Genomic DNA, 21096 nt, shown 5'->3' with positions numbered 1-21096 from the left:
TAATGCCTCCCCAGAAAACTTCACTAAAACGCGCTTGTTTTTTTCCATATCTTTGTCCTTTATGTGCTTGTGTATTGTGGTGAGATTATAGGTTTGCGCACAATCACGATAGCAAGCAAGCACGCGATAGCATAGCACTAGCACGCATAAGGCTATGTAGATTCTAGGGCATAGCTACTTAAGCGTTATAAAGCCTAGCGCATAGGATTGCTCTGTGCGAGAGAGCTAGCACTAGACCTTGGCTTCTAGTGCCTGCCAAATGAGCGTATCCGCCTAGAATCCACTAGCGTTTAGAGAATTGTGGGCTTCGGCGGGCTTTTCGCTTCCCGTATTTTTTGCGCTCGACAACGCGGGAGTCGCGCGTTAGCAAGCCTTTGGGCTTCAAGATCGCACGGAATGCTCTATCGTATTCATTCAATGCTTTGGAAATCCCGTGTCGCACAGCCTCTGCCTGCGCAGAATACCCACCGCCAAAAGCCTTAGCTACTATATCTACGGATTTTTCTTGCTTGGTTAGCACTAGGGGCTGTAGCACCTTTTTCTTAATGGCTTCGTGTCCTCCGAGCCATTCATTGAGTGTCATATCATTGACCATAAGCTTACCGCTACCATTGCTTAGCCATACCTTTGCGATCGCTGTCTTTCTTTTGCCTGTTGCATACACTTTTTTTGCCATTGTTTATGTCCTTTATTTGCTTTTTGAGATTTGAGCTGTGTGGGGGTGATCACTGCCTTGATAGACTTTGAGCTTTTTGATCATCGCTCTGCCAAGCTTAGTTTTAGGAAGCATACCGCGCACGGCTAGGTGGTAGAGCTTCTCTGGCGTTTTGTTTAGCATTTCTTCTAAGGTTTTGGACTTTGTGCTGCCAAAATACCCAGAATGCGTGAAGTATTCTTTATCTTGAAGTTTCACACCGCTGAATTTGACCTTAGTGGCATTGATGATGACCACAAAATCACCGCAATCCACATTGGGCGTGTAGCTAGGCTTATGCTTGCCTCGCAATAGTGTCGCGACCTCTGTGATGAGTCGCCCAAATGTCTTATCTGTCGCATCAATCACATACCACTCTCGTGTAATCTCGCTTGCTTTCATCGATCGTGTCATATTCATAAGATCTCCTTGATATGCCGATATACGCGCTATCAAGCGCACTATATGCGGATAGATTAAAGGCGTGATTCTAGGTAAAATACGCTTAAATAGGGCTTAAATTTTGTGAAGTTTAAGGTTTGATTACCACAAGCTAGAATCCACTTTTAAGCTAGAATCTATTTCTAAAAGATCGCTACAACCCCCCAAGCCTAGCGATGTCATACAACAATGTGTGTAAAAAGTGGATTCTAGCGTGAAGCCTTGTGCGACTGCCAAACTCACTTAAGCCAAGCACGCAGAGACCAAGAGCCTATCCACAAGCTTGCCAATCTAAGCCACTATCTAAGTAAAGCTTGCTTGATGTGGGAGAGATTCTACATAGAGACTTTGACTAGGGAAAGCCAGCGATAGCCCGAGCTTATCGACAATGCGCAAAATCTCTATGATAACCTGCTCTTTTGCCAAAAGATATTCCTCTAAGCTCACTCCTTTGCTAAAGCAATACACCAAAATATTCATCGAGCTATCTGCTAGCTCATCTAGCACGACATAGATAGAGTATTTGTAGCCTAGATAATCATCAAGCGAGACTATGGATCGCTTCAAGTGCAAGCCATACTCCAGCGTATCTTGGGCGGTGGATTCCTTGGCGATTAGGGGGTGGGCTAGTAGCATTGCCTTAATAGATTCTATACATTGCAAAATCTTATCCGGTGGCGTGCCATAGGTAAGCCCTAGTGAGAAGTAGATCCGCCTGCCTGCCTTGCGCCTACTCCAATTGATGATAGATTTATTCGCAAGCTCGGCGTTTGGGATTAGCACAAGGGCATTATCACCGGTGCGGATAGTCGTGCGCCGCAAGCCCATCTCCACTACCACGCCATCAACATCGCCGCATTGTATGCGCTCACCTTGTGAGAAAGAGTTATCAAATAGCAACATCACAGAAGCAAAGAAATTTGCCAGCATATCTTTGACCGCAAGGGCTACTGCTAGCCCACCAAGCCCAAGAGAAGCGATAATGGCAGAGATATTAAAGCCTAGTATCTTTAGAATCCACAATAGCGCGATAACCACGATGATAAAATACCCGATTTTCAGCAAGAGATTGATGACTTCGCGGCGGAAGTGATCGCCTCGTTTTTGCGCTAGGCTAGCAAGAAGTGCTGCAACATAGCCTTGTGAAATGATGATAATAAACCAAGTGCCATTGATGACATACACGACTTTAAACCACACTTCAAGCCCCTTAGGTGAAGGATCTGGGAGGTAAAGCACATCAAGCGAGATATTGACACTCATCACAAGCAAAAAGAGCGTGATAGGCTTCATCAACGCCCTTTGGATCTGCCGCCTTGTCTGTGTATCTTGCTTAGATAGGTGCAAGATCATATCAATGCAATAAATCGCAAGTTTTGCCAAAGAAGAGCGACACAGCCATAGCACGATAAAAATCCCTATGCTTAAAAGGATTTTCGCACACATTGGGCTTGCGCAAAATGCTGGCAGGATAGATTCTACAAACCTAACCGCACTTGATAGCATATCGCGGATCTTTTGCTCAAGCAGTGTGCTTTCTGTGGCGAGTGGATTTGCATAGATGAGATAGGGAAATGCGCAAAAAAGCACGAGAAATAGCTTCATACACCTAGTCCTTTGGGGAGATTTCGGTGGATTGTAGCGTATTTGGCGTGATTTATGCTTGTATTTGTGCTTAATCTATCTTGCGCTATGATGTGGGATTGATTGATTATACTATCTCAAGGGGCAAGTGTGCGATATTATCAGCGATTTTGGCAGTTTGGCAAAAAGGTGCGCATAATGCTTGGGCTACTTGGTGTGCTACTGCTTCTAGGGTGTGAAAACTCCCTAGATTCTATCAAAGATCGGCGCATACTACATATCGGCATATCTAAGGCGACACCGCCCTTTGGCTATGTGGATTCTAGGGGGGAGTTTGCTGGGCTTGAAGTGCTGCTTGGCAAAAAGCTTGCCAAAGATCTCTTAGGCGATGAATCGCGCGTGAGTTTTCAGGCGATCACACAAGAGCTAGCCTACAAGCTCCTAGAATCTGGCGAGCTTGACATCGTGCTAGCAAGCTCCTTTGCCATAGCAGAAAATCCGCACGCTCTAATCTCTAGCACGCCCTATATGTATGCAAATATCAGCGTGCTAGGCAAGAGTAGTCAGCCCAAAGGCATACAAGAGCTAGCAGCCTCTGCGGTGCTTGTGCGCCAAGACTCCATAGCTGCGGCGTATTTTGCTAGCAACTACCCCACAATCACTCTGCAAACCTGCCTAGATCTGCGTGAATGCCTTGCTAGCTTTGTGCGAGAGGAAAACACCTACTTCGCCGATAGCGATATGATCATCACAGCACTTGCCCGCCAGAATCCAAGCTTTGTCATAAGTGTGCCAGCCCTAGGCGACCCTTATCCCATAGCACCACTGCTTAAATCATCTAGCACCAGCTTGCACAATTGGCTTGATAAAGAAATCACTATCTTGCATAAAGAAGGATTTCTCAAGCAGGCTTTCTCAAGTGCGCTGCAATCCTATGATGATGAGCAATCCTTGCGCTAGATAGCCTAGTCTTGCACATACCCCAAGCACAGAGTCTAACCAGCCCTAAGCACACACTGCGTAAATCGCTCACTGACTCTTTCACTCTATGGGTGGATTTTGGATTCTAGCTTTTCTATCTAGCTCTTTTGGGATAGAGACCATACGATCTTATAGCCCAAGGATCTCATCTAAGCATTTCATTATAAAATTTGCAATTATACTTCTACTTTTTCCACACTATATGCCCATTGATCTTATGCTTTTCATAAATGCTTAAAACCTCTTCTAAAAATGCCACAAGCTCACTCTCACCAGAATCTTTTGCAGATTCTAACATTTGGATAAACATCTTTTTACCTGTTTCAGTTTGCTTTAGATTTTTCTTTAAAAAATTATGCCTACTACATAGAGTTTGCCCATTTTCTAAAACTGCTTTTCCACCTAAATCCTTTGGCTTTATATGGTCTATATGCAGCTCCACTCCTTCTTTTTTGCCCATTCCACATATCACACATTTATAATCATCTCGCTCTAAAATCTGCTTTTTTTAAAGCTGGGCTAAAGTCCTCTAAATCTTGCCTTAAATTTACAAAATCTGGGTCATAACGATAAACTCCCTTTGCAATCTTTTGCAAATAGCCTCTTTGGTGCAAACTCCTAATACCCCTATCCGGATCTCTAAAAACTTTTCCTGTGCGTTTTTGCCATTCTTTAACCACCCAATCCACCACTTCAGGGTGTTTAATATCTCGCTTTGGATTTGCCTTAAAAAATTCCATTATTAAATCAAGTTGAGAGCCATTATTTTTCATCAAAAATTCCCCTTTCTTTTTCTATTGCTTCTAAAAATCGTTTTTTGCTTAGTTCGCAATATTCCCTATCTAGCTCAATACCAATAAAGCGCCGATTGTTAAGATAAGATTCTATCATTGTCGTGCCACTGCCACAAAATGGATCAAGCACCACATCGCCCACATAAGAAAATAGCTTAATGCATCGCTTCGGCAGCTCTCTAGGAAAAGGGGCTGGGTGTCCTATGCGTTTTTTAGATTCTCCATTAAAGCTCCATAATCCATTCGTCCAAGCCATAAACTCTTCCTTGCTTATATCACTCTCCCCCTTATGTTTTTTCTTCCAAGCTCCCTTATAAAGCACGACTATAAGCTCTACAGGTGCGATAACATAAGGGGCTGATGCACTAAGCCAACTTCCCCAAGCTGTGCGGCGTGAGATATTACCCTCATTCCAAATGATTGTGCTGTGATAATTCCAGCCAATTTGCTTTGCTAAAGTGGTTACATCCGCCCCCACACTTTGCTGTCCGCCTTTGTTTTTGTCAAGTGGGATATTTAGGCAAAATCTTGCCCCATCTTTTGCCCAAAAATAGCAATTTTCTATCCATTTTTGAGAGAATTCCAAATAGCTTTCATAAGAGTTAGAATCTTCATTGGAGTTGTATTCAATACCCACATTATAAGGTGGGGAAGTGGTAATTAAATCAAGCGAGTTTTCTTGCAAAAGTGTCTTATCAAGACAGGTATGATTAAACAATATCGCATTCTTGTAGTTAAAGGGCGTGCCGTGTAGTGGCATTGCTACGCCCTATCTCACACGCACGGCAAGTGCGCTTGTTTTGGCGAAAAATTCGCCATCATACATAGCTTCTGCCAAAGCTTGGCTTAAGATATACTCCCCAGCAAGCGTGGCGGTGCATTTGATAAAGACTTGGTGCGTGTTGTAGGTGGTCGCACCAGAGCCAAAATCTAGCCACTCATCGAAGAAAAACGACACCCTATCGCGCCCTATATCCATATAGCTTGCGCGGTTGTTTGCCTGCATAAAGGCGCGATCAGGGCTAGCTTGTGAGCCTTGCTCATCATCATTAGTAATGCGCGTGTTTTGGATCTCCCAGCCAGATGGGATAATTTGCGTGAGAGCTAGGTTGCGCACGGGCTTTGCGCCAAGGTTGCTAAGCTTTAGTGCGATGTAAAACTCATCGCCCTTTTTAAGCGTAGCAGGGTCAATACTTACGCGCACGCCATTATCATCGATTTTGAAAAACTCCCTTTGCAGAGCCAAATTCTGCGAGCTAGCTGGGAGTGCAAGCGGGCTAGCACTAGGCACGCCCGTGCTTGCCAAAGAGACATAGAGTGTATCTAGGGCTTGCAAGCTCTCTGTGCCATCTCCTAGCTTGAAGGTTGTAGGCTTGGTGATACTATGCTCCTTGCCATTTAGGATAAAGCGCACCGCCTTAGAGTCGCTAGAATCTAGCGTGCTTAGAGCAAGCAAGCTTGTAGCAATATCCTGCGTGCCAAGCCACCGCTCATCTTGGAGAGATTTAGCAAGGGAGTTTAGCAGGGCTAAATGCGGCTTCTCATCAATGATAGATAAGAAATACGCGCTTAAAGCCTGATTGCTTAGCGCACTTCCATAGTAATAATAGCCGCCAAACACGCGATCAAAGTCATCGACATTTTTACGATAGTGGCTTGCTTCAAGCAAGTTGGCTGGGAGCTTGGCGCGGATCTCTTTGCTAATGCTATCTAGCCCACTAAGCTTATAGCTAGCAGCCAAAGCTAGCTTCTCTCGCATTGAGAGCTGTGCAAAGCTTTGCGTATAGACTTGATTCATCGCAGCAATATTTGGCGTGCCAGCTAGTGCTAGGACAAAGAGCGGCAAAGTCTTAAGCGGATCGAGCTCGCTTGGTGCTTGCACGCGCCTTGAAGCATAGTGCGCGTAGGATTTTAGGCTAGATTCTGGCACTTCATAGCCCTTAGCTTTTGCGATAGTAAGGAAAAGCGCGGCATAATCACTGCCAAAGGCATTGTCCTCTTTAGAATCGATCCAATACCCAAAGCCCCCACTACTATGCTGGAATTTGACAATGCGGTTTATGGACTTTTGCACCTTAGCTTTTCTGCTTTCTTCACTCTCAAATCGCGTGCCATCAAAGCCAAGCAGTAGCGGCATAGTCGCAGAGACACTTTGCTCAATGCAGCCATAAATATATGAGAGTAGATACTCGACCTTATCTTGATATGAGAAAAGCAGCGTAGGCGAGATGGTAAGCTTGCGTGTAAGAGATTCTGGCACATATACTGTGCTTGGCTTAAACTCCTTGCGCTCTTTTGCCTGTAAGGAAAAAAGCTCTTCTTGTGTCTGGGCTGGAGTAGGTGTGGTGGTGTGTAGGATATAGCGGTTGCTTTGGGTGATTTGCTTCTGGCTTATCTTGCTTGGGTCGCTAGAATCTACTTGCACTTTGCTTGTGATTGTAACTTCTGCTTCTCCTAGCTTTTTAGGGCTTATGGCAAGGTATTGCATAAAGCGCGTGCGCTTGTCGTTCATACTAGATTCTAGCTTTTTGATTGCAACTTCGCCGCTAGATTCTATCTCTACACTCTTTAGTGCCACGCCATCTTGGGCGATCACCTCAACAGGCGCGATAATGGTGTCATTGAGCTTAATTTCATCAGGGATATTGGAGTAGAGATTGGCAGCTTGGGCGATTTGGACGCTAGATTCTGCGCTGCCTACACTGCCCTGCTCACTTGCTACAAGCATTATGCGCGCGCTGCCTACATAGTTTGGCAGCTGGTATTCTATGCTTGCTTTGCCGCTATCATCACTTAGCCCACTTGTGAAGTAGATGAGATTTTCTCTGCGCTTTTTGCTAAAGTTAGCAGCTTGGGTTAGAGCCTCTTCATCGCCGCCGATTAGCACACTTTGATGCACTATGCCAAAGAGTCGCTCCATAAACTCATCAAAATTATCATAATGCATAATGCCGTAGTTAATCTTGGTGTAGAGCTTCATAGGATCTGGCGTGCGGAAGTTGATGATATTTAAGATCCCCTCATCAACGATTGCAAGCGTGTAAGCCATTTTGCGCTTGTTAGGATTGGCGATCTCTATATGTAGCTTTGAGCCGGGCTTGATAGATTCTGGTGCATTGATCACTGGAGCAAGCTTAAGGCTAGGGTCTTGCACAGGGATAGTGATCACCCCAAAGCTTCGCTTAATGGCAGCACGCTTTTTATCCGCGCTAGATTCTAGCCCACTAGAGGGCGCATCTTTTGCCACAAGAGTTACGCTCACATCGACATTAGGAGCGTATTTGGCGATGATGGGGATCGTATAGCTCATCTTAGGCGTGGTGCTTGGCGTATTGATTGCTACAAGCTCGCTGCTAAAGATCAAATCCCCCTGACTTAGCGTGATAAGCGCGTAGTTAAAGCCTTTGGCATTGAAGCGTATCTGCGCACTCTCCCCTATATCATAATGCGACTTATCAAGCTCTATGGGCAGCTGCATAGGATTTGCCTTAATGGCGGCATCGCCATACATATCTGCCACAAGCCACACGACCTTAGGCGCACTTACTCCATCATCTAGCTCGATAAACACAGAGTCATAGTCTTCTACCAAAGAGCGTAGATCTTCTTCTAGCGCGATAGGCTTAGCAGCAGAAGTAATGCTGCCTTCTTTAATGAGTGTGGTGTTTATATCGCTTTTGATTTTGGCATTAAATCGCTCTTGCACATCATAGTCAAACCACCAGTAGCGATTGTTGCGGTAGATTTTATAGCGGATTGCTCTATTGGCTATGGGGGTGTCTTTTAGCGGATCTAGCACGACTATAGGCAGCGATAAAGGCTGGCTTAGATCCACATAGTGCGGGATCTGCCCCACACCTATCACACTACCAGAGCCAAAATATTCCACCGCCGTGCCGTTTATCACAGGGTGTCCGGTGGCTTCAAACACTTGCGCCTTAATCCCTAGCCGTAGATTCTGTGAGCTAGCAAGATCACTAAGTGGGAGTGAGAAGCTTGCTCTGCCACTCTCATCTAAAGTGCCTTGCAGATTTTTGTCATAGCCAGATTGTGTGTTTGGCAGTGTGAAGTCAAAGCTTGAGTAGGCTTTTGATTTGTATTGCAGTGGCGTGGCTTGGAGATTGACCCGATAGGCTAGCCCTGCAGACTTCGCGCCTGTAAGGTAGCTGCTCTCTAGGTAAAAGGCTAGGCTGTCCTTGTCCTTTGTGAGACTCTTTGGCGCATCAATATCTACGCGGATTTTATTGGGCGTGATGTGCTCGACTTGGAAATTCCTGCTAAAGCTCTCACTCCCTATACTCCAAATCGCGCGATAGCCGCCGGTTAGGGTAGTAGCATCAGTGTCAAACACATAGCTATAAAGTCCATAGCCTATGGGCTTTATAGGCTTATCTTTTAGCACCTTTTGTCCGCGCGGGTTGATTATAGTAAGCAAAATGGGCGCATCTTGTATCCGCTCATCGCGCACTAGGGCATTAAGCTGGATAGACTCTCCGGGATTTGCCAGCCCCCTATCTGTGTAGGTGAAAACCTTGCGCTTCCTGCTCTGCGCACCGCTTGTATCCACACCATCATAAAAGCGTCCATCATAGCGCAGGGGGATATAGGATTTATCATTATTAGATTCTGCGATGATATAGGCTGGACGCAGGGCATAGTCTTTTGAAGGCTCATTGTCTTTATCTTTTATGATCTTGCCCCCTAGTGCGCTTGATTTGTAGGTGCTAAGTGTGGCAAAGCCTTTAGAATCGCTCGTGGCAGAATCTATCAAGCGATGCGTGCTTGAAAACAAAGAGAGCTTGACACTAGAGAGCGGCTCGCTAGAGCTAGAGTCAAAGGCATAGGCATTGATCTTCTCTCCATCTTGCTCAGCGATTAAAGCGATATTTGAGATGATAAGCAGCTTGCTAGGGCTTTGGGAGTATGCTACCCACTCATCATCTCCCGCCCATTCATCCCATTCATCATCGCCCTCTTTATTTGGATACACAAGATCGCTGCTTTTTGTCCTAAAAGCTAGCACATACGCGCCTTTTTGTGTATCTTGCTTTAGGAGCTCTCTTAGATCAAGCACGCTTTGAGTTTGATCTTTACTAAGGTCAAAGCTAATTTCTTGCTCAAAGATCTTATCACCAAAAGAGTCATACCCAGACGAATACTGCAGGGCATTGGCTAGGTTTTCATCAGGGATTTTATAGATACTAAGCGTGCTTTTTCTCACTCCTGTGCTAAGCACACCGATTTTCACATCACCATCGCGGCTCATCATCGTGCCTGCTTGGGCAAACTTCAGCTCCGGCTGGAGGGCTGGGAAGCTTATGCTTATGTCTTTCTCATCGATTGGGTGGGTATATGCGATAGTATAAGTGGCATTTGGCTTAAACTCCCCGGTGATGATAAGCCTGCTGCCTTGCACCAGCACTTTATCAATCACATCTCTACTAGCAGAATCTAGCACTTTTACACTACTTCGCGCCTTTTGTGAATCTAGGTGCAAGTCTTTGTCAAGGTAGATTTCTAGCGTCTTTTGCCTGCTATATGCTTGTATGCCAAGCACTTTGGCACTCTTGCTACTAGAATCTAAAGTGATTGCTTTGCTAAAGTCCTTTGCCACTTGGATTTTATACTCTTTAGACTCTTTGGGCGCGCTAAAGCGCAGCTCCCACTCGTGCGGGCTTTGCTCTGTGAGCTGTGAAGGCGATATAGGAGCGGAATCTATGAAGATTTGCTCCGCTAGCGCGTGAGCTTGCATAGCGGTGCTTGTGAAAATTGGCAGGGTAATCTCTACGCTAGAATCTTGCACCATAAAGGTAGGAAGACCAAAGCGCACCTGCAGGGCTTCTTTGGCTTGCGTGGGGCTTTTAGAAGCAAAGATAGCAAATAGCCCAAGGGCTACAAGCACGCAAGCTAGAGCTATGATCAGCGGCTTTTTGCGCGCGAGAATGCTTGCTATGGTGTTGGACTCTAAGTTTGTTTGGCTAGGGGTTGAGCTAGATTCTGGCATTGTGTCTCCTTAAGATGTGTTGCTTGAAGTTTGCTAGTGTTTAGGCTACTTTTGGCTTAAGCCGTGTATTATAGCAAGTAATATATATATATATATCGCCTGTTTTTACCATTTATGCCCCAAGGTGCTGCTATGCCAAAGCCCCAAAATATCCCTACAAAACGCTTAAGATTATGGAGTGTGGTGGGGCTTTGTGCGGCTTTTGTGGGCTTATTGTGGGTGCTTAGTGATACAAGCAGGCTTACCTTTGAACAAGAATCCTTAGTAAGCTTTGATAGAGATGATGAGCTGCTAAGCTTTTTTGTCAATGAGCAAGATAATTTCAAAGTCAGCATCAATACGGACAAAACCCCGCTGCCAGAGCTTGTGCAAAGCCTTGTCATACTCTATGAAGATAAGCGGTTTTATGAGCACTATGGGGTAGATTTGCTAGCACTTGCTCGCACGATTTGGGTCAATCTCACCCGCCAGAAACGCCACGGGGCTAGCACTATCACTATGCAAGTGGCAAAGCTTGGCAGCAGAGATAAGCGCACCTTGTGGAACAAATTCACCCAGACCCTCCAAGCCCTGCGCCTAGAATCTAGCACAAGCAAGCAAGAAATCTTGCGCCTCTATCTTGATAATACTCCCTATGGCAGCAATATTGTGGGCATAAAGAGTGCCGCCCTGCTCTACTTCCACCGCCAGCTAGAGAGCCTAACCCCAGCCCAAGCCGCCTTGCTCGCTGTGCTGCCAAACACGCCCAACCTGCTTTTCACCAATCCGCAAAAGCTCCTACAAAAGCGCGATATGCTGCTAAAAAGAGCGTTAGATTCTAGACTCATTAGCGAGATGGACTACAAGCTAGCTCTACTAGAGCCAGCCCCCACTTTAGAGCGGGCAAACTCCATAGCCCCGCACTTAACGCGCCACCTAGCCAAGCACTTAGGCAAAAGAGTCTTGCGCACCACGCTTAGCAAGCCGCTCCAGCTACACCTAGAATCTATGCTCAAAGACTACGCCCAAATCACACAAGATAAAGGCGTGGCAAATCTCTCCTGCCTTGTGATAGAAGCAAAAAGCGGCGATGTCTTAGGCTATGTCGGCTCGCAGGATTTTTATGATCTAGCGCAGCTTGGGCAAGTTGATGGCGTGCAAGCAAAGCGCAATGTCGGCTCAACGCTTAAGCCATTTCTCTACGCACTAGCCCTAGACTCTGGGCTGATAATCCCTCAAACCAAGCTCAAAGATACCAATCAATTCTACGGCAATTTCAATCCCCACAACAATTCACGCCAATTCTATGGGCAAGCAAGTGCGCTATGGGCATTGCGCAACTCACTTAATGCACCCTTTGTGGCACTGCTGCAGGAGTATGGCGTGCAGGAGTTTTTCTACTTTTTGCGCGAAAATGCACCCTTTAGCGACCGCGATTATGCCAAATATGGGCTTTCTCTAATACTTGGGACAAAGGAGCTTAGTCTCTACCAGCTTGCTACACTCTACCTAGGGCTAAGACGCGGCGGGGAGTTTATCGCGCCAAATCTTTTAGAGCAAGGCACAAAAGAGCCCACACAAGCACAAAAAAGCCCCCCAAAAGATCTCACACAAGAGTATATCCATACATCAGCTAGAGCCGGTATCTCCCAAGCAAGCGCGTATCTAACCCTAGAAGCTCTGCTCAATCTCCCCATAAATACTAGAAGCTCTGTTTTTGCGCATAAAGTGGCGTGGAAGAGTGGCACAAGCTATGGCAATGTCGATAGCTGGGCGATTGGGGTGAGCGATGAGTTTGTCGTAGCAGTGTGGGGCGGGAACTTCAACGCAAAATCTAGCACCAATCTCACAGGCAGAGAAATCGCTGGGGTGGCTATGTTTGATATTTTTGAGCTTTTAGGTGGCAATAATGCGCGCGAGTTTAAGGAGTGGAGACAAGTGGGCAAGTGGAGCAGCACGCCTAGATTCCGCCAAGTGCGTATCGATAGCGATGGCTATCGCACTTTGGAGAAAAATGCTAGGCTCGCTACTATGCCTTATTACGCCAAGCCCTTGCGCACCAAAGAGCAGCTAGACAAAGATAGCTCTATCATCATCTACCCCACCCAAGATCTGCGCTTCTCGCGCCTATCTCATAGCGATGATGGCATTGTGGCACTAGTGCGTAGCAAAGAGCTAGCCTACTTTTTTCTCAACAGCGAGTTTATCGGCACAAGCCACATTGGACGGCTAAAAATCTCGCCCAAAATTGGCACAAACACGCTCTATGTCATCACGCAAGGCGGCGAGCACTCTACCGTGCGATTTAGAGTCTTGGAATAAGCCTTATATTAGTCTCTATAATCTCTCTATGATCTCTAGGCTTGCGCGATAGATCTAGCTTGCCACACGCGCAGGGCTTTGGTGCTAAGGGCGTGGCAAGCTAGGCGTGGAAAAGAGCGTTAGCAAAGCTAGTGCGCGGAGGCTTGCAAGATTTTTGCAAAAATGGCGTGGTTTTGCGCTACAATTTGCGCCGATCGGTTTGGTCGTGTTATTTGAAAGCTGTGCCAAAGTGTGTCAAACTAAGCTACATACGCAAGCACACCCCCAAAGCCAAAGCCCCATCGCACCCTTGAATCAAACCCCTAGAATCCACTTTTGACAAACACAAAAAGTGGATTCTAGTTATTAGGCTATGGATTGCCACGAGGTGCAAGCCAATGACAGCAAAACACGCCGCTAGTGAGATTCTAGGGAAAACGCCGAAAATGCAAACCCAGAATCCACTTGTAAAACTTGCGAACAAAATTGCCAAAAGTGGATTCTAGGGGTTGGAGTTTGTTGCCCAATGGGATTCTAAGATTGCGAGACTAGAATCGTAGCTTTTCGTAGGTGAGCAAGGAGATAAGACTGATGGTCTATTGACGCAGTGAACCGATGAAATCCACGATTCTAGTCCGCAAGCTGAATCCCTTAGCAAAAGTGGATTCTAGCCACTAGCCCATTGTCATACTAAGCTTTGCAAAGTATCTCATCAAAAGCTTCTTTAAGAGAAGGCTAACACACAAAACACAAGGATTGTAATGAAAAATGATGTCTTGCAGCTAGGCAATCTCCACTTCACCAGCCGCTTTATCCTAGGCTCTGGCAAATACTCCCTAGAGCTTATAGAATCCGCTATCACGCAGGCAAAGGCAGAAATTATTACACTTGCTCTGCGCCGAGCCAATCCGCAAGGGCTAGAAAATATCCTAGATTTTATCCCCAAGCATATCACCTTGCTACCTAATACTTCTGGGGCAAGAAACGCGCAAGAAGCCCTGCGTATCGCGCGGCTTGCTAGAGAGATTTGCGGCGCAAGCCTCATCAAAATCGAAGTGATTGGGGATAGCAAATACCTTTTACCCAATAACTATGAAACCACAAAAGCCGTAGAGCTGCTGGCAAACGATGGCTTCACCCCCCTGCCCTATATGTCAGCCGATCTCTACGCCGCGCGCGATATGTGCAATGCTGGGGCAGCGGCGATTATGCCCCTAGCCGCGCCCATTGGGAGCAATAAGGGGCTATGCGCCAAAGAATTTATCCAAATCTTGCTTGATGAAATCGCCCTGCCAATTATCGTTGATGCGGGGCTTGGCTCACCAGCTCAAGCCTGCGAGGCTATGCAAATGGGCGCAGCAGCAGTTATGGTAAATACCGCTATTGCAGAATCTAGCTCTATCCCAACAATGGCGCGCGCATTTGCGCTAGCTGTGGAAGCTGGCAGGGCTGCCTATCTCGCTGGGCTAGCCCCCATAAGCGCGCCTAAGCCTAGCTCGCCCACGGCTGATTATTTGGGCTTTTTGCGCGATTAGGGGGGGGGCTATGCGGCGTGATTGTATGGCATATCTGCCCTTTATGGAGCAGCTTGATAGCGATATGCTAGAGTGCGTGCTAGAGCAAGTGGCACGCTATGATGAGAGAAGCTTTGGCACAGATGATGTCAAGCGTGCCTTGCAGGCTACAAGCCTACAAATCGAGCATTTGCAAGCCCTGCTCTCTCCGGCAGCAGAGGAGTTTATAGAAGAGCTAGCGATAAAAAGCGCGCAAGTAAAGCGCAAATATTTTGGCAGCAATATCGCTCTTTTTACCCCACTCTACCTTAGCAACCACTGCTCGAGTAAATGCGTGTATTGCGGATTCCAAAAGGGCAATCCAATCGCACGCGCCAAGCTTAGTGAGAGTGAAATCCACCAAGAAATGCACGCAATCGCACAAAGTGGCTTGCAAGAAGTGCTTATGCTAACAGGCGAGGGCAGGGAGTATGCGAGCGTGGAGTATATCGCCAAGGCGTGTGCCATAGCAAAGGAGTATTTCAAAGTCATAGGCGTGGAGATTTATCCAATGAATACCGATGAATACGCGCTTTTGCACGAAAATGGCTGCGATTATGTAACGATTTTTCAAGAGACTTATGACCCTGCTTGCTACACTAGAATCCACACTGCTGGGGAGAAATGCGTCTTCCCCTATCGATTTTATGCTCAAGAGCGGGCATTACGCGCTGGGTTTAGGGGGGTGGGCTTTGGCGCGTTGCTAGGGATTGGGGATTTTCGCAAAGACGCGCTTGCTACTGCGCTGCACGCGCATTTTTTGCAAGCACGCTACCCCCACGCAGAAATCGCCCTATCAATCCCGCGCCTACGCCCTATCATCAACAACCGCAAAATCTCCCCCAAAGATGTGGGCGAGAAGCGGCTGCTACAAGTGCTGTGCGCGTATCGGCTCTTTTTGCCATACTCAAGTATCACTATTTCTAGTCGCGAGCGCAAGGGGCTAAGAGATGAGTTTATCAAGCTTGGGGCGAGCAAGATGAGTGCTGGGGTGTCTGTGGGCATTGGGGGAAAAAGCTTTGAGCAAAAGGGTGATGAGCAGTTTGATATAGCGGATTCTAGGGGGGTGGGCGAGATTATGACTATGCTTAAGCAAAGTGCCTTGCAGCCGGTATTAAGCGATAGTATTTATGTGGGCTAATGCGCTACAACAAAGCGGGCAAAGAGATCGTTGCCATAACAGATTCTAGGGTTTGTAAGGGCGATGTGCTAGAGCGCATAGAGCTGCTAGCACAAAGTGGGGTAAAAGCCATTATCCTGCGAGAGAAGCAGCTGGAAGCTAGCGCGTATCGCACTCTGGCGGAGAGAGCCCTAGCGATATGCGCTAGGGCAGGAGTGGCGTGTATTTTGCACTCTTTTATTGAAGTAGCTAGAGAGCTTGGTGCGCCTGCTCTACACTGCCAAAGCGCGCAGATCCCACATTTACCGCGCTTGCGGCGGGAGTTTGCCACGCTTGGAGTCTCTGTGCATAGTGTGGAGGAGTATAAGGCTGCTAGGGAATGGGTGGATTATGTCATCGTGGGGCATATTTTTGCTAGCGCGTGTAAGGTGGGAGTCGAGCCAAGGGGGCTAAAGCTACTAGAATCTATCATCGCTATTGCTAAGGATTCGGTCTTGGGTAGTCATAGCGGCGATTTTAAGGATTTTAGAGGAACCGCAGACCTCTTGTCTAGCTCCCCCCTAAAATCCTTAAAAAGCACCGCTAGCACCACCGCAACTCCTAGAATCCTAGAAGAAAAACAAGCCGAGTGTGAAAAAGTGGATTCTAGGAAAAAGGCTGAAAATGTAGATAAATTGCCAAACAACCAGGCTGAAGTCGTGTTTGATAAAAAAGCCGCAGGCGGAAGGATTTTTCTAAAGAAACATCGCCTGTCGGCGAGCGGTATCCCTTGTTTTGATGAAAAAGCGGGGTTGTGCAGTGGCGAGCAAGGAGATAAGACTAGTGGTCTATCGACACAGCGAGCCACAAACTCCCCGCTTTTTCGCAAAAAGCCAACGCCAAAACAAAGTCCTGTGCTACAAGGACTCTATGCTATCGGCGGTATCACGCTAGAAACCCTGCCAGCTTTAGCAAATATGCCAATCTCTGGGGTATGTATGCGCCAAGCTCTTATGCAAGCCCCAAATCCAAAGGCTTATATCAAAAATGCCATAACTTTAGGTAAATCTGCCTATATTTTACATAAAATGTAAAATATATATTGACATAATCACATAAAAACAATACAATCGAGCAAAAAATCAAGGCAAGTTAATGACAACAAACAAGAGTAAAAACACCTGCAACAACACACCCCAAACAAGTCAAGCCCCTCCAAAACTACTACGAGAGCGACTAAAAGAGATTGAGATTCGGCTTGTAGATTTGGCAGATTTTTTAGAGATTTCTCGTCCCACAGCATACAAATTCATACAAATGTATGAGACAGGTTATAAGGATAATATAGAATCAAAATTGCTAAAATTTTTTGATTTTGTGATGAACGAAAAAGATCTTGATAAAAGCAAGGCAATGAGCTATATTGTAGAAAATCTCGTGCAGCCAAAGGCAAAAAGCACGCAGGATAGAGCCCAAATCATTGCAAATCTTTTGAAAAAGGAAAACAGCGTGAAAATAGAATTCATTGATATGGTGGCACAAACGCAGGTGCTAGACCCCATTTTAGAGTATTTGCTAGAGTGTCAAAAGATCCTAGCAAAAAGCAAAAAGGCATTAAACGAAGAGGAAGTGGCAAAAATCACGCCACTAAATGAGCTTTACAACAAGCTTGGCTTACGACTTGACATTAAGATAAAGGAGCAAAAATGAATACGCGAAGCATAATATTTGAGAATTTCAGGAATCTAGGTATAGTAGATTCTAAGCAAAAACACCTTAGTAATAAGTTGCAACTAGGTTCTATTGATGGAGAGCATATTGGTGGGTTATTGGTCCTACTTGGTGGCAATAATGATGGAAAAAGCAATGTGCTAGATGGGCTAGTAAGCCTTGCAAATTCTAAATTAAAAGATAGCGATAAGCCAGACTATCGCGGATACAAGGACGAGCCGAAACTGACTTTGGAGTATAAAATCACAGACCCAAAGATATTGGAAGCAATCACAGAATCCACAAGCGATACACAAAAGCAAAGTATAGATTCTAACTTTGCGGGCAAAACTTTTGGGATATTTTTCACTGAAAGTAGCTTAGAAAAAGGTGTGGAGCGTAGTGAAAGCGATACGCAAGAGGAGTATTGTGAATTTATCCAAAATATGTTTGAAAGCTCTCAAGTGTATGGAATCTATGGCTACGATGAAGTAGGAGATAGGGAAGAAATCCGCCTTATTTTGCCAGAGCGTGATCGTATGTTACTTTGTAGCGCAGATCAAGGTGGTAAGGCATTAAAATGTTTTAGTGCGGTTGGAAAAAAATACGATGAGATTAAAGACAAAGATAGGGCGATTAAACTTGCCTGTAAGTTTGTGATTGGCGATACCAAAGCTCCTAAAAATTGCGATGACGCAAGTTTATTGCGAAAATTTTTAAAAGAAGATTTTGAGGCAAAAGCTTACATTAAAGATACCCCCCCCCGATAAAGCCACTTTTTGTTTCAGGCACTTTAACACCACAAGGACTAGAAACAACCTTGCCAAAAAAACTAGAGAAATACAAAGAGTTTGATACCACAAAAGCAAAAAAACATATAGCAAACTGCCTTAGCTATAAACAGCACGCATATTCAAGCAACACGCGTCAAATTATGCAAAACCTAGAATCCAATCTCAAAGGCAATCCAAAAATTCAAGACTTGAAACTTTGGTATGAAAATATACAAGGTATGGCTGCAGAAGATTACTATCTCAGCAAAGATTCAAGCTTGCAAACCCTCCTGCAAACGCCGCTTGAAAGCTTCCAAAAAGATATGCAAAGGCAAAAGGATAGAGATGTCATCAAAGAGCATTTTGGCATTGCTTTTAGACCAAAAATTGTGCTTTATACAGAAAATGCCATTGCTAAAAAGGACTTAAAAGTAGAGCCTAGCAAGATAGATACATCAAGCTTTTTTCAAGCACTCTTTACAATCTTACGCAAAGATATAGCGATGATACAAGAGGCTTATGAAAAAGGCGAGAGCGATAGCGACTATCTTACCACTACGCAAAAAGAGATTAACGATCTTTTTACAAGCACAATCAACAAACGCTTTAATAACTTGTATTGTTTAGAGCAGCCTGTATATAGCTTTCATATTAAGTTGGATTCTGCGTTTGTGGAGCTAAGTATAAGGAAAAATGGCGATACAATCAATCTAGAGCGACAAAGCACAGGCTTTAAAAAATTTTTCAATCTCTTTTTTAATTTTCTCCACAAAGGCGAGATTGGCAAGGGCGATATTGTGCTAATAGATGAGCCGGAAAATAACCTAAGCATACCAGCCCAAAGGGATTTGCGAGCTTTTCTTAAAGACTATGGCAGGAAAAGTGGGATTTTATTTATCATCGCTACACATTCGCCCTATATGCTAGATATTGCTCACCTTGATGAAGTGCGGATTGTAAAGGCTTTGAACTCTTTGGAATCTAGTAAGATAGAAAATCCAAAAGGCTCGCTTATCATCAATGACTTCTCAATGCTAGGCTATGGGAAAAGTGATACGCTAAATGCTATACGCAAAGCATTGGGCGATAACATTGGGTTTGATGAAACGAAGCTTATATTTGTAGAGGGCATTATGGACTATAATATTCTAAATGCATATAGTCAAATTTATGACTACAAAGATTCTAATAAACTTATATTTTTGCCTATTAGCGGACTTGGTGGCAAGGATAATACAGAATCTAGTGATGAAAATAGCAAAGATAAAAAACCAAGCTTTAGCGATGAGCAAAGACAAAAAGCACAAAGTCTTATCACTTTTGCAAAAAGATTGCGTATCCACCCCATTTTGCTAGTAGATGACGACAAAGCAGGAAGGGCTATGAAAGAAGGTGCTGAAAAAGAATTTAAAAGTAAGCTTTCAGTGATTACACTTAAAGATATTTTTGAAAACGCAAGCGGGAATATAAAAAACAATATCTATGCTATAGAATCTTTATTTAGCGAGAAAGATAGAAAAACATTTGGCTTTGATACTTGCAAGGAAAACGGACAAGCAGGTATTGTCTCAAGTGTATTTAAAAACACAAATCTAAAAGACAGGCTTTCACCAGAGACCACCCAACGATTTGATGAAATCTTTACATATCTTATTGACTTCAACGACAACAATGTCGCAAGTATTTAACTACACCTAACAAGTATTTTTAAGTGCTTTTATGCTTTAATACCATCAATCAACCAAAGGTGGCAAAGATGTATTCCGCAATCTCGCAAAACCCAAAAGCAAAACCAAGCCTATGCCTGATCGTGCCAGCTTTCAACGAAGAGCAAGTGCTGCTAGATAGCTTGCAAGTGCTAGAATCCAAACTCACGCAAATGATAGAAAATGGCACAATCTCTAGCAAAAGCGCATTACTACTTGTCGATGATGGCAGCAGCGATAGCACTTGGGATATTGCAGAAACGCATTTTTCTAAGCATTTGCTCAATACAAACACAGATTCCCCCCCCCCCCCGTGAAATACCAAAGCCAGCAAGCCCAAGATTTATCGCTATAAAACTTACTAGAAATTTTGGCCATCAAGCCGCACTGCTAGCGGGGCTGCAATATGCTCTGGGCAAATATGATTGCACTATAAGTATCGATTGTGATTTGCAGCAAGATGAAGAAAAGCTCAAAGATTTTATAGAGAAGTTTATCAATGGTGCTGATGTCGTGCTTGGCGTGCGCAATGACAGGCAGAGTGATTCTGTGTTTAAAAAATATAGCGCGCTATTTTTCTACAAACTTATGGGGATTTTTGGGGTAAGGATTGTGAAAAATCACGCTGATTATCGCTTGCTTAGTCATAAGGCTATGCAAGCCCTATCACATTATAGAGAATCTAACTTTTTCTTACGCGCGATCGTGCTAGATATGGGACTCAAGCAAGATATTGTGTGCTTTGATGTCAAGCCGAGATTTGCTGGGGAGTCGAAATACAGCCTTAGAAAAATGCTCTCTTTCGCGTGGAGTGGGATCACTAGCTTTTCGATTATGCCATTGCGCTTTGTGAGTGCTATGGGGGCTATGCTGTTTATACTCTCTATTTTATTTGGATTCTATACGCTATGGGTGAAGCTTTGCACAGAGCAAGCAGTGCAGGGCTGGACATCTCTAGCGGTGCTTTTATGCTTTTTAAGCGGTGTGCAGCTCCTAAGCCTTGGGATCATTGGCGAATACATTGGCAAAGCCTATCAAGAGATCAAATCGCGCCCAAAATACCATATCGATACGATTTTAGATATAGAGAAAGCTTAACAATACATTGTAGGGTTTAGGTAGTGATTTAGCTATATGAAGAGACAAGCAATAAGTGGTGCGGAAGAGAGGACTTGAACCTCCATGCCTTGCGGCGCCAGATCCTAAGTCTGGTGCGTCTGCCAGTTTCGCCACTTCCGCAAAGTAAAAAGGGCATTATAATCTATAATTTTTAAAAGTAGCTGAAAATGCGACTTTAAGGGCTGGCAGTGGCGCGTGGCTTGGATTCTAGTGGCGTTAGTTATGACTTGGACTTGGCGTGATTTATCTCTTTGTTATATTAAAAACCTATAATCTCACCACAATACACAAGCACATAAAGGACAAAGATATGGAAAAAAACAAGCGCGTTTTAGTGAAGTTTTCTGGGGAGGCATTA

At 44.9% G+C, this 21096-nt stretch carries 18 protein-coding genes, 1 tRNA gene and 1 pseudogene; 10 read left to right on the top strand and 10 right to left on the bottom strand.

What is annotated here, in order from left to right:
* Nucleotides 1-283: 283 nt before the first annotated feature.
* The 4 genes and pseudogenes from rpsI to NYG90_RS10200 form a co-directional block, all read right to left on the bottom strand.
* On the bottom strand, nucleotides 284-676 hold the full coding sequence (rpsI, locus tag NYG90_RS10215) for a 30S ribosomal protein S9 (protein WP_285257758.1): 393 nt from the start codon (nucleotides 674-676) through the stop codon (nucleotides 284-286).
* A 12-nt stretch (nucleotides 677-688) separates the two neighbouring features.
* Nucleotides 689-1108 (bottom strand): 50S ribosomal protein L13, encoded by a 420-nt coding sequence (rplM, locus tag NYG90_RS10210; protein WP_115012314.1) that lies wholly within the window; start codon nucleotides 1106-1108, stop codon nucleotides 689-691.
* Between the two features lie 129 nt (nucleotides 1109-1237).
* Nucleotides 1238-1372: a hypothetical protein gene (locus tag NYG90_RS10205; RefSeq protein WP_285257759.1), complete on the bottom strand. Its 135-nt coding sequence runs from the start codon at nucleotides 1370-1372 to the stop codon at nucleotides 1238-1240.
* Between the two features lie 66 nt (nucleotides 1373-1438).
* Nucleotides 1439-2320, bottom strand: a pseudogene (locus NYG90_RS10200) (mechanosensitive ion channel family protein); the annotation flags it as partial.
* A 549-nt stretch (nucleotides 2321-2869) separates the two neighbouring features.
* Here NYG90_RS10200 and NYG90_RS10195 point away from each other — a divergent pair.
* Nucleotides 2870-3679 (top strand): transporter substrate-binding domain-containing protein, encoded by an 810-nt coding sequence (locus tag NYG90_RS10195; RefSeq protein WP_285257761.1) that lies wholly within the window; start codon nucleotides 2870-2872, stop codon nucleotides 3677-3679.
* 205 nt (nucleotides 3680-3884) lie between these two features.
* Here the strand turns inward: NYG90_RS10195 and NYG90_RS10190 are convergent, their stop codons facing one another.
* From NYG90_RS10190 to NYG90_RS10175, 4 genes are read right to left on the bottom strand one after another with little or no spacing between them, the layout of a single operon-like run.
* Nucleotides 3885-4160, bottom strand: coding sequence for an HNH endonuclease (locus tag NYG90_RS10190; protein WP_285257762.1), 276 nt, complete (start codon nucleotides 4158-4160; stop codon nucleotides 3885-3887).
* A 22-nt stretch (nucleotides 4161-4182) separates the two neighbouring features.
* Entirely contained in the window at nucleotides 4183-4473 is a 291-nt protein-coding gene (locus NYG90_RS10185; RefSeq protein ID WP_285257775.1) for an HNH endonuclease, read from the bottom strand.
* Nucleotides 4463-5254 carry a DNA-methyltransferase gene (locus NYG90_RS10180; RefSeq protein ID WP_285257763.1) on the bottom strand — a complete coding sequence of 264 codons (792 nt, stop codon included), beginning with the start codon at nucleotides 5252-5254 and terminating at the stop codon, nucleotides 4463-4465. Before NYG90_RS10180 ends, NYG90_RS10185 begins: the two co-directional genes overlap by 11 nt.
* Nucleotides 5255-5263: 9 nt before the next feature.
* On the bottom strand, nucleotides 5264-10498 hold the full coding sequence (locus NYG90_RS10175) for an alpha-2-macroglobulin family protein (protein ID WP_285265027.1): 5235 nt from the start codon (nucleotides 10496-10498) through the stop codon (nucleotides 5264-5266).
* Between the two features lie 132 nt (nucleotides 10499-10630).
* Between NYG90_RS10175 and pbpC the strand changes: the two genes are divergently transcribed.
* On the top strand, nucleotides 10631-12799 hold the full coding sequence (gene pbpC, locus NYG90_RS10170; RefSeq protein ID WP_285265026.1) for a penicillin-binding protein 1C: 2169 nt from the start codon (nucleotides 10631-10633) through the stop codon (nucleotides 12797-12799).
* 244 nt (nucleotides 12800-13043) lie between these two features.
* Here pbpC and NYG90_RS10165 read toward each other — a convergent pair whose 3' ends face one another.
* On the bottom strand, nucleotides 13044-13271 hold the full coding sequence (locus NYG90_RS10165; protein WP_285257767.1) for a hypothetical protein: 228 nt from the start codon (nucleotides 13269-13271) through the stop codon (nucleotides 13044-13046).
* 268 nt (nucleotides 13272-13539) lie between these two features.
* Here NYG90_RS10165 and NYG90_RS10160 point away from each other — a divergent pair, with 268 nt between their 5' ends.
* From NYG90_RS10160 to NYG90_RS10125, 8 genes are all read left to right on the top strand, one after another.
* Nucleotides 13540-14313: a thiazole synthase gene (locus NYG90_RS10160; protein WP_285265025.1), complete on the top strand. Its 774-nt coding sequence runs from the start codon at nucleotides 13540-13542 to the stop codon at nucleotides 14311-14313.
* Nucleotides 14314-14323: 10 nt separating this feature from the next.
* Complete coding sequence (gene thiH / locus NYG90_RS10155; protein ID WP_285265024.1) at nucleotides 14324-15472, top strand: 2-iminoacetate synthase ThiH; 1149 nt, start codon at nucleotides 14324-14326, stop codon at nucleotides 15470-15472.
* Nucleotides 15472-16524 carry a thiamine phosphate synthase gene (locus NYG90_RS10150; RefSeq protein ID WP_285257770.1) on the top strand — a complete coding sequence of 351 codons (1053 nt, stop codon included), beginning with the start codon at nucleotides 15472-15474 and terminating at the stop codon, nucleotides 16522-16524. Before thiH ends, NYG90_RS10150 begins: the two co-directional genes overlap by 1 nt.
* Nucleotides 16525-16585: 61 nt before the next feature.
* Entirely contained in the window at nucleotides 16586-17140 is a 555-nt protein-coding gene (locus NYG90_RS10145; protein WP_285257771.1) for a hypothetical protein, read from the top strand.
* Complete coding sequence (locus NYG90_RS10140; protein ID WP_285265023.1) at nucleotides 17137-17910, top strand: hypothetical protein; 774 nt, start codon at nucleotides 17137-17139, stop codon at nucleotides 17908-17910. The genes NYG90_RS10145 and NYG90_RS10140 overlap by 4 nt, the downstream gene beginning before the upstream one ends.
* Nucleotides 17911-17960: 50 nt before the next feature.
* Entirely contained in the window at nucleotides 17961-19601 is a 1641-nt protein-coding gene (locus tag NYG90_RS10135) for an ATP-dependent nuclease (protein ID WP_285257773.1), read from the top strand.
* Nucleotides 19602-19669: 68 nt separating this feature from the next.
* Nucleotides 19670-19936 (top strand): glycosyltransferase family 2 protein, encoded by a 267-nt coding sequence (locus tag NYG90_RS10130; RefSeq protein ID WP_285265022.1) that lies wholly within the window; start codon nucleotides 19670-19672, stop codon nucleotides 19934-19936.
* On the top strand, nucleotides 19842-20717 hold the full coding sequence (locus tag NYG90_RS10125; RefSeq protein ID WP_350338556.1) for a glycosyltransferase: 876 nt from the start codon (nucleotides 19842-19844) through the stop codon (nucleotides 20715-20717). The genes NYG90_RS10130 and NYG90_RS10125 overlap by 95 nt, the downstream gene beginning before the upstream one ends.
* A 56-nt stretch (nucleotides 20718-20773) precedes the next feature.
* On the opposite strand, the gene NYG90_RS10120 is transcribed toward NYG90_RS10125, so the two are convergent.
* A tRNA-Leu gene (locus NYG90_RS10120) sits at nucleotides 20774-20858 on the bottom strand.
* Nucleotides 20859-21096: the final 238 nt, after the last annotated feature.

This window comes from Helicobacter zhangjianzhongii (assembly GCF_030249855.1).
GTDB classification, from domain to species: domain Bacteria; phylum Campylobacterota; class Campylobacteria; order Campylobacterales; family Helicobacteraceae; genus Helicobacter_B; species Helicobacter_B zhangjianzhongii.
This window is presented reverse-complemented; position numbering and strand designations above follow the sequence as displayed.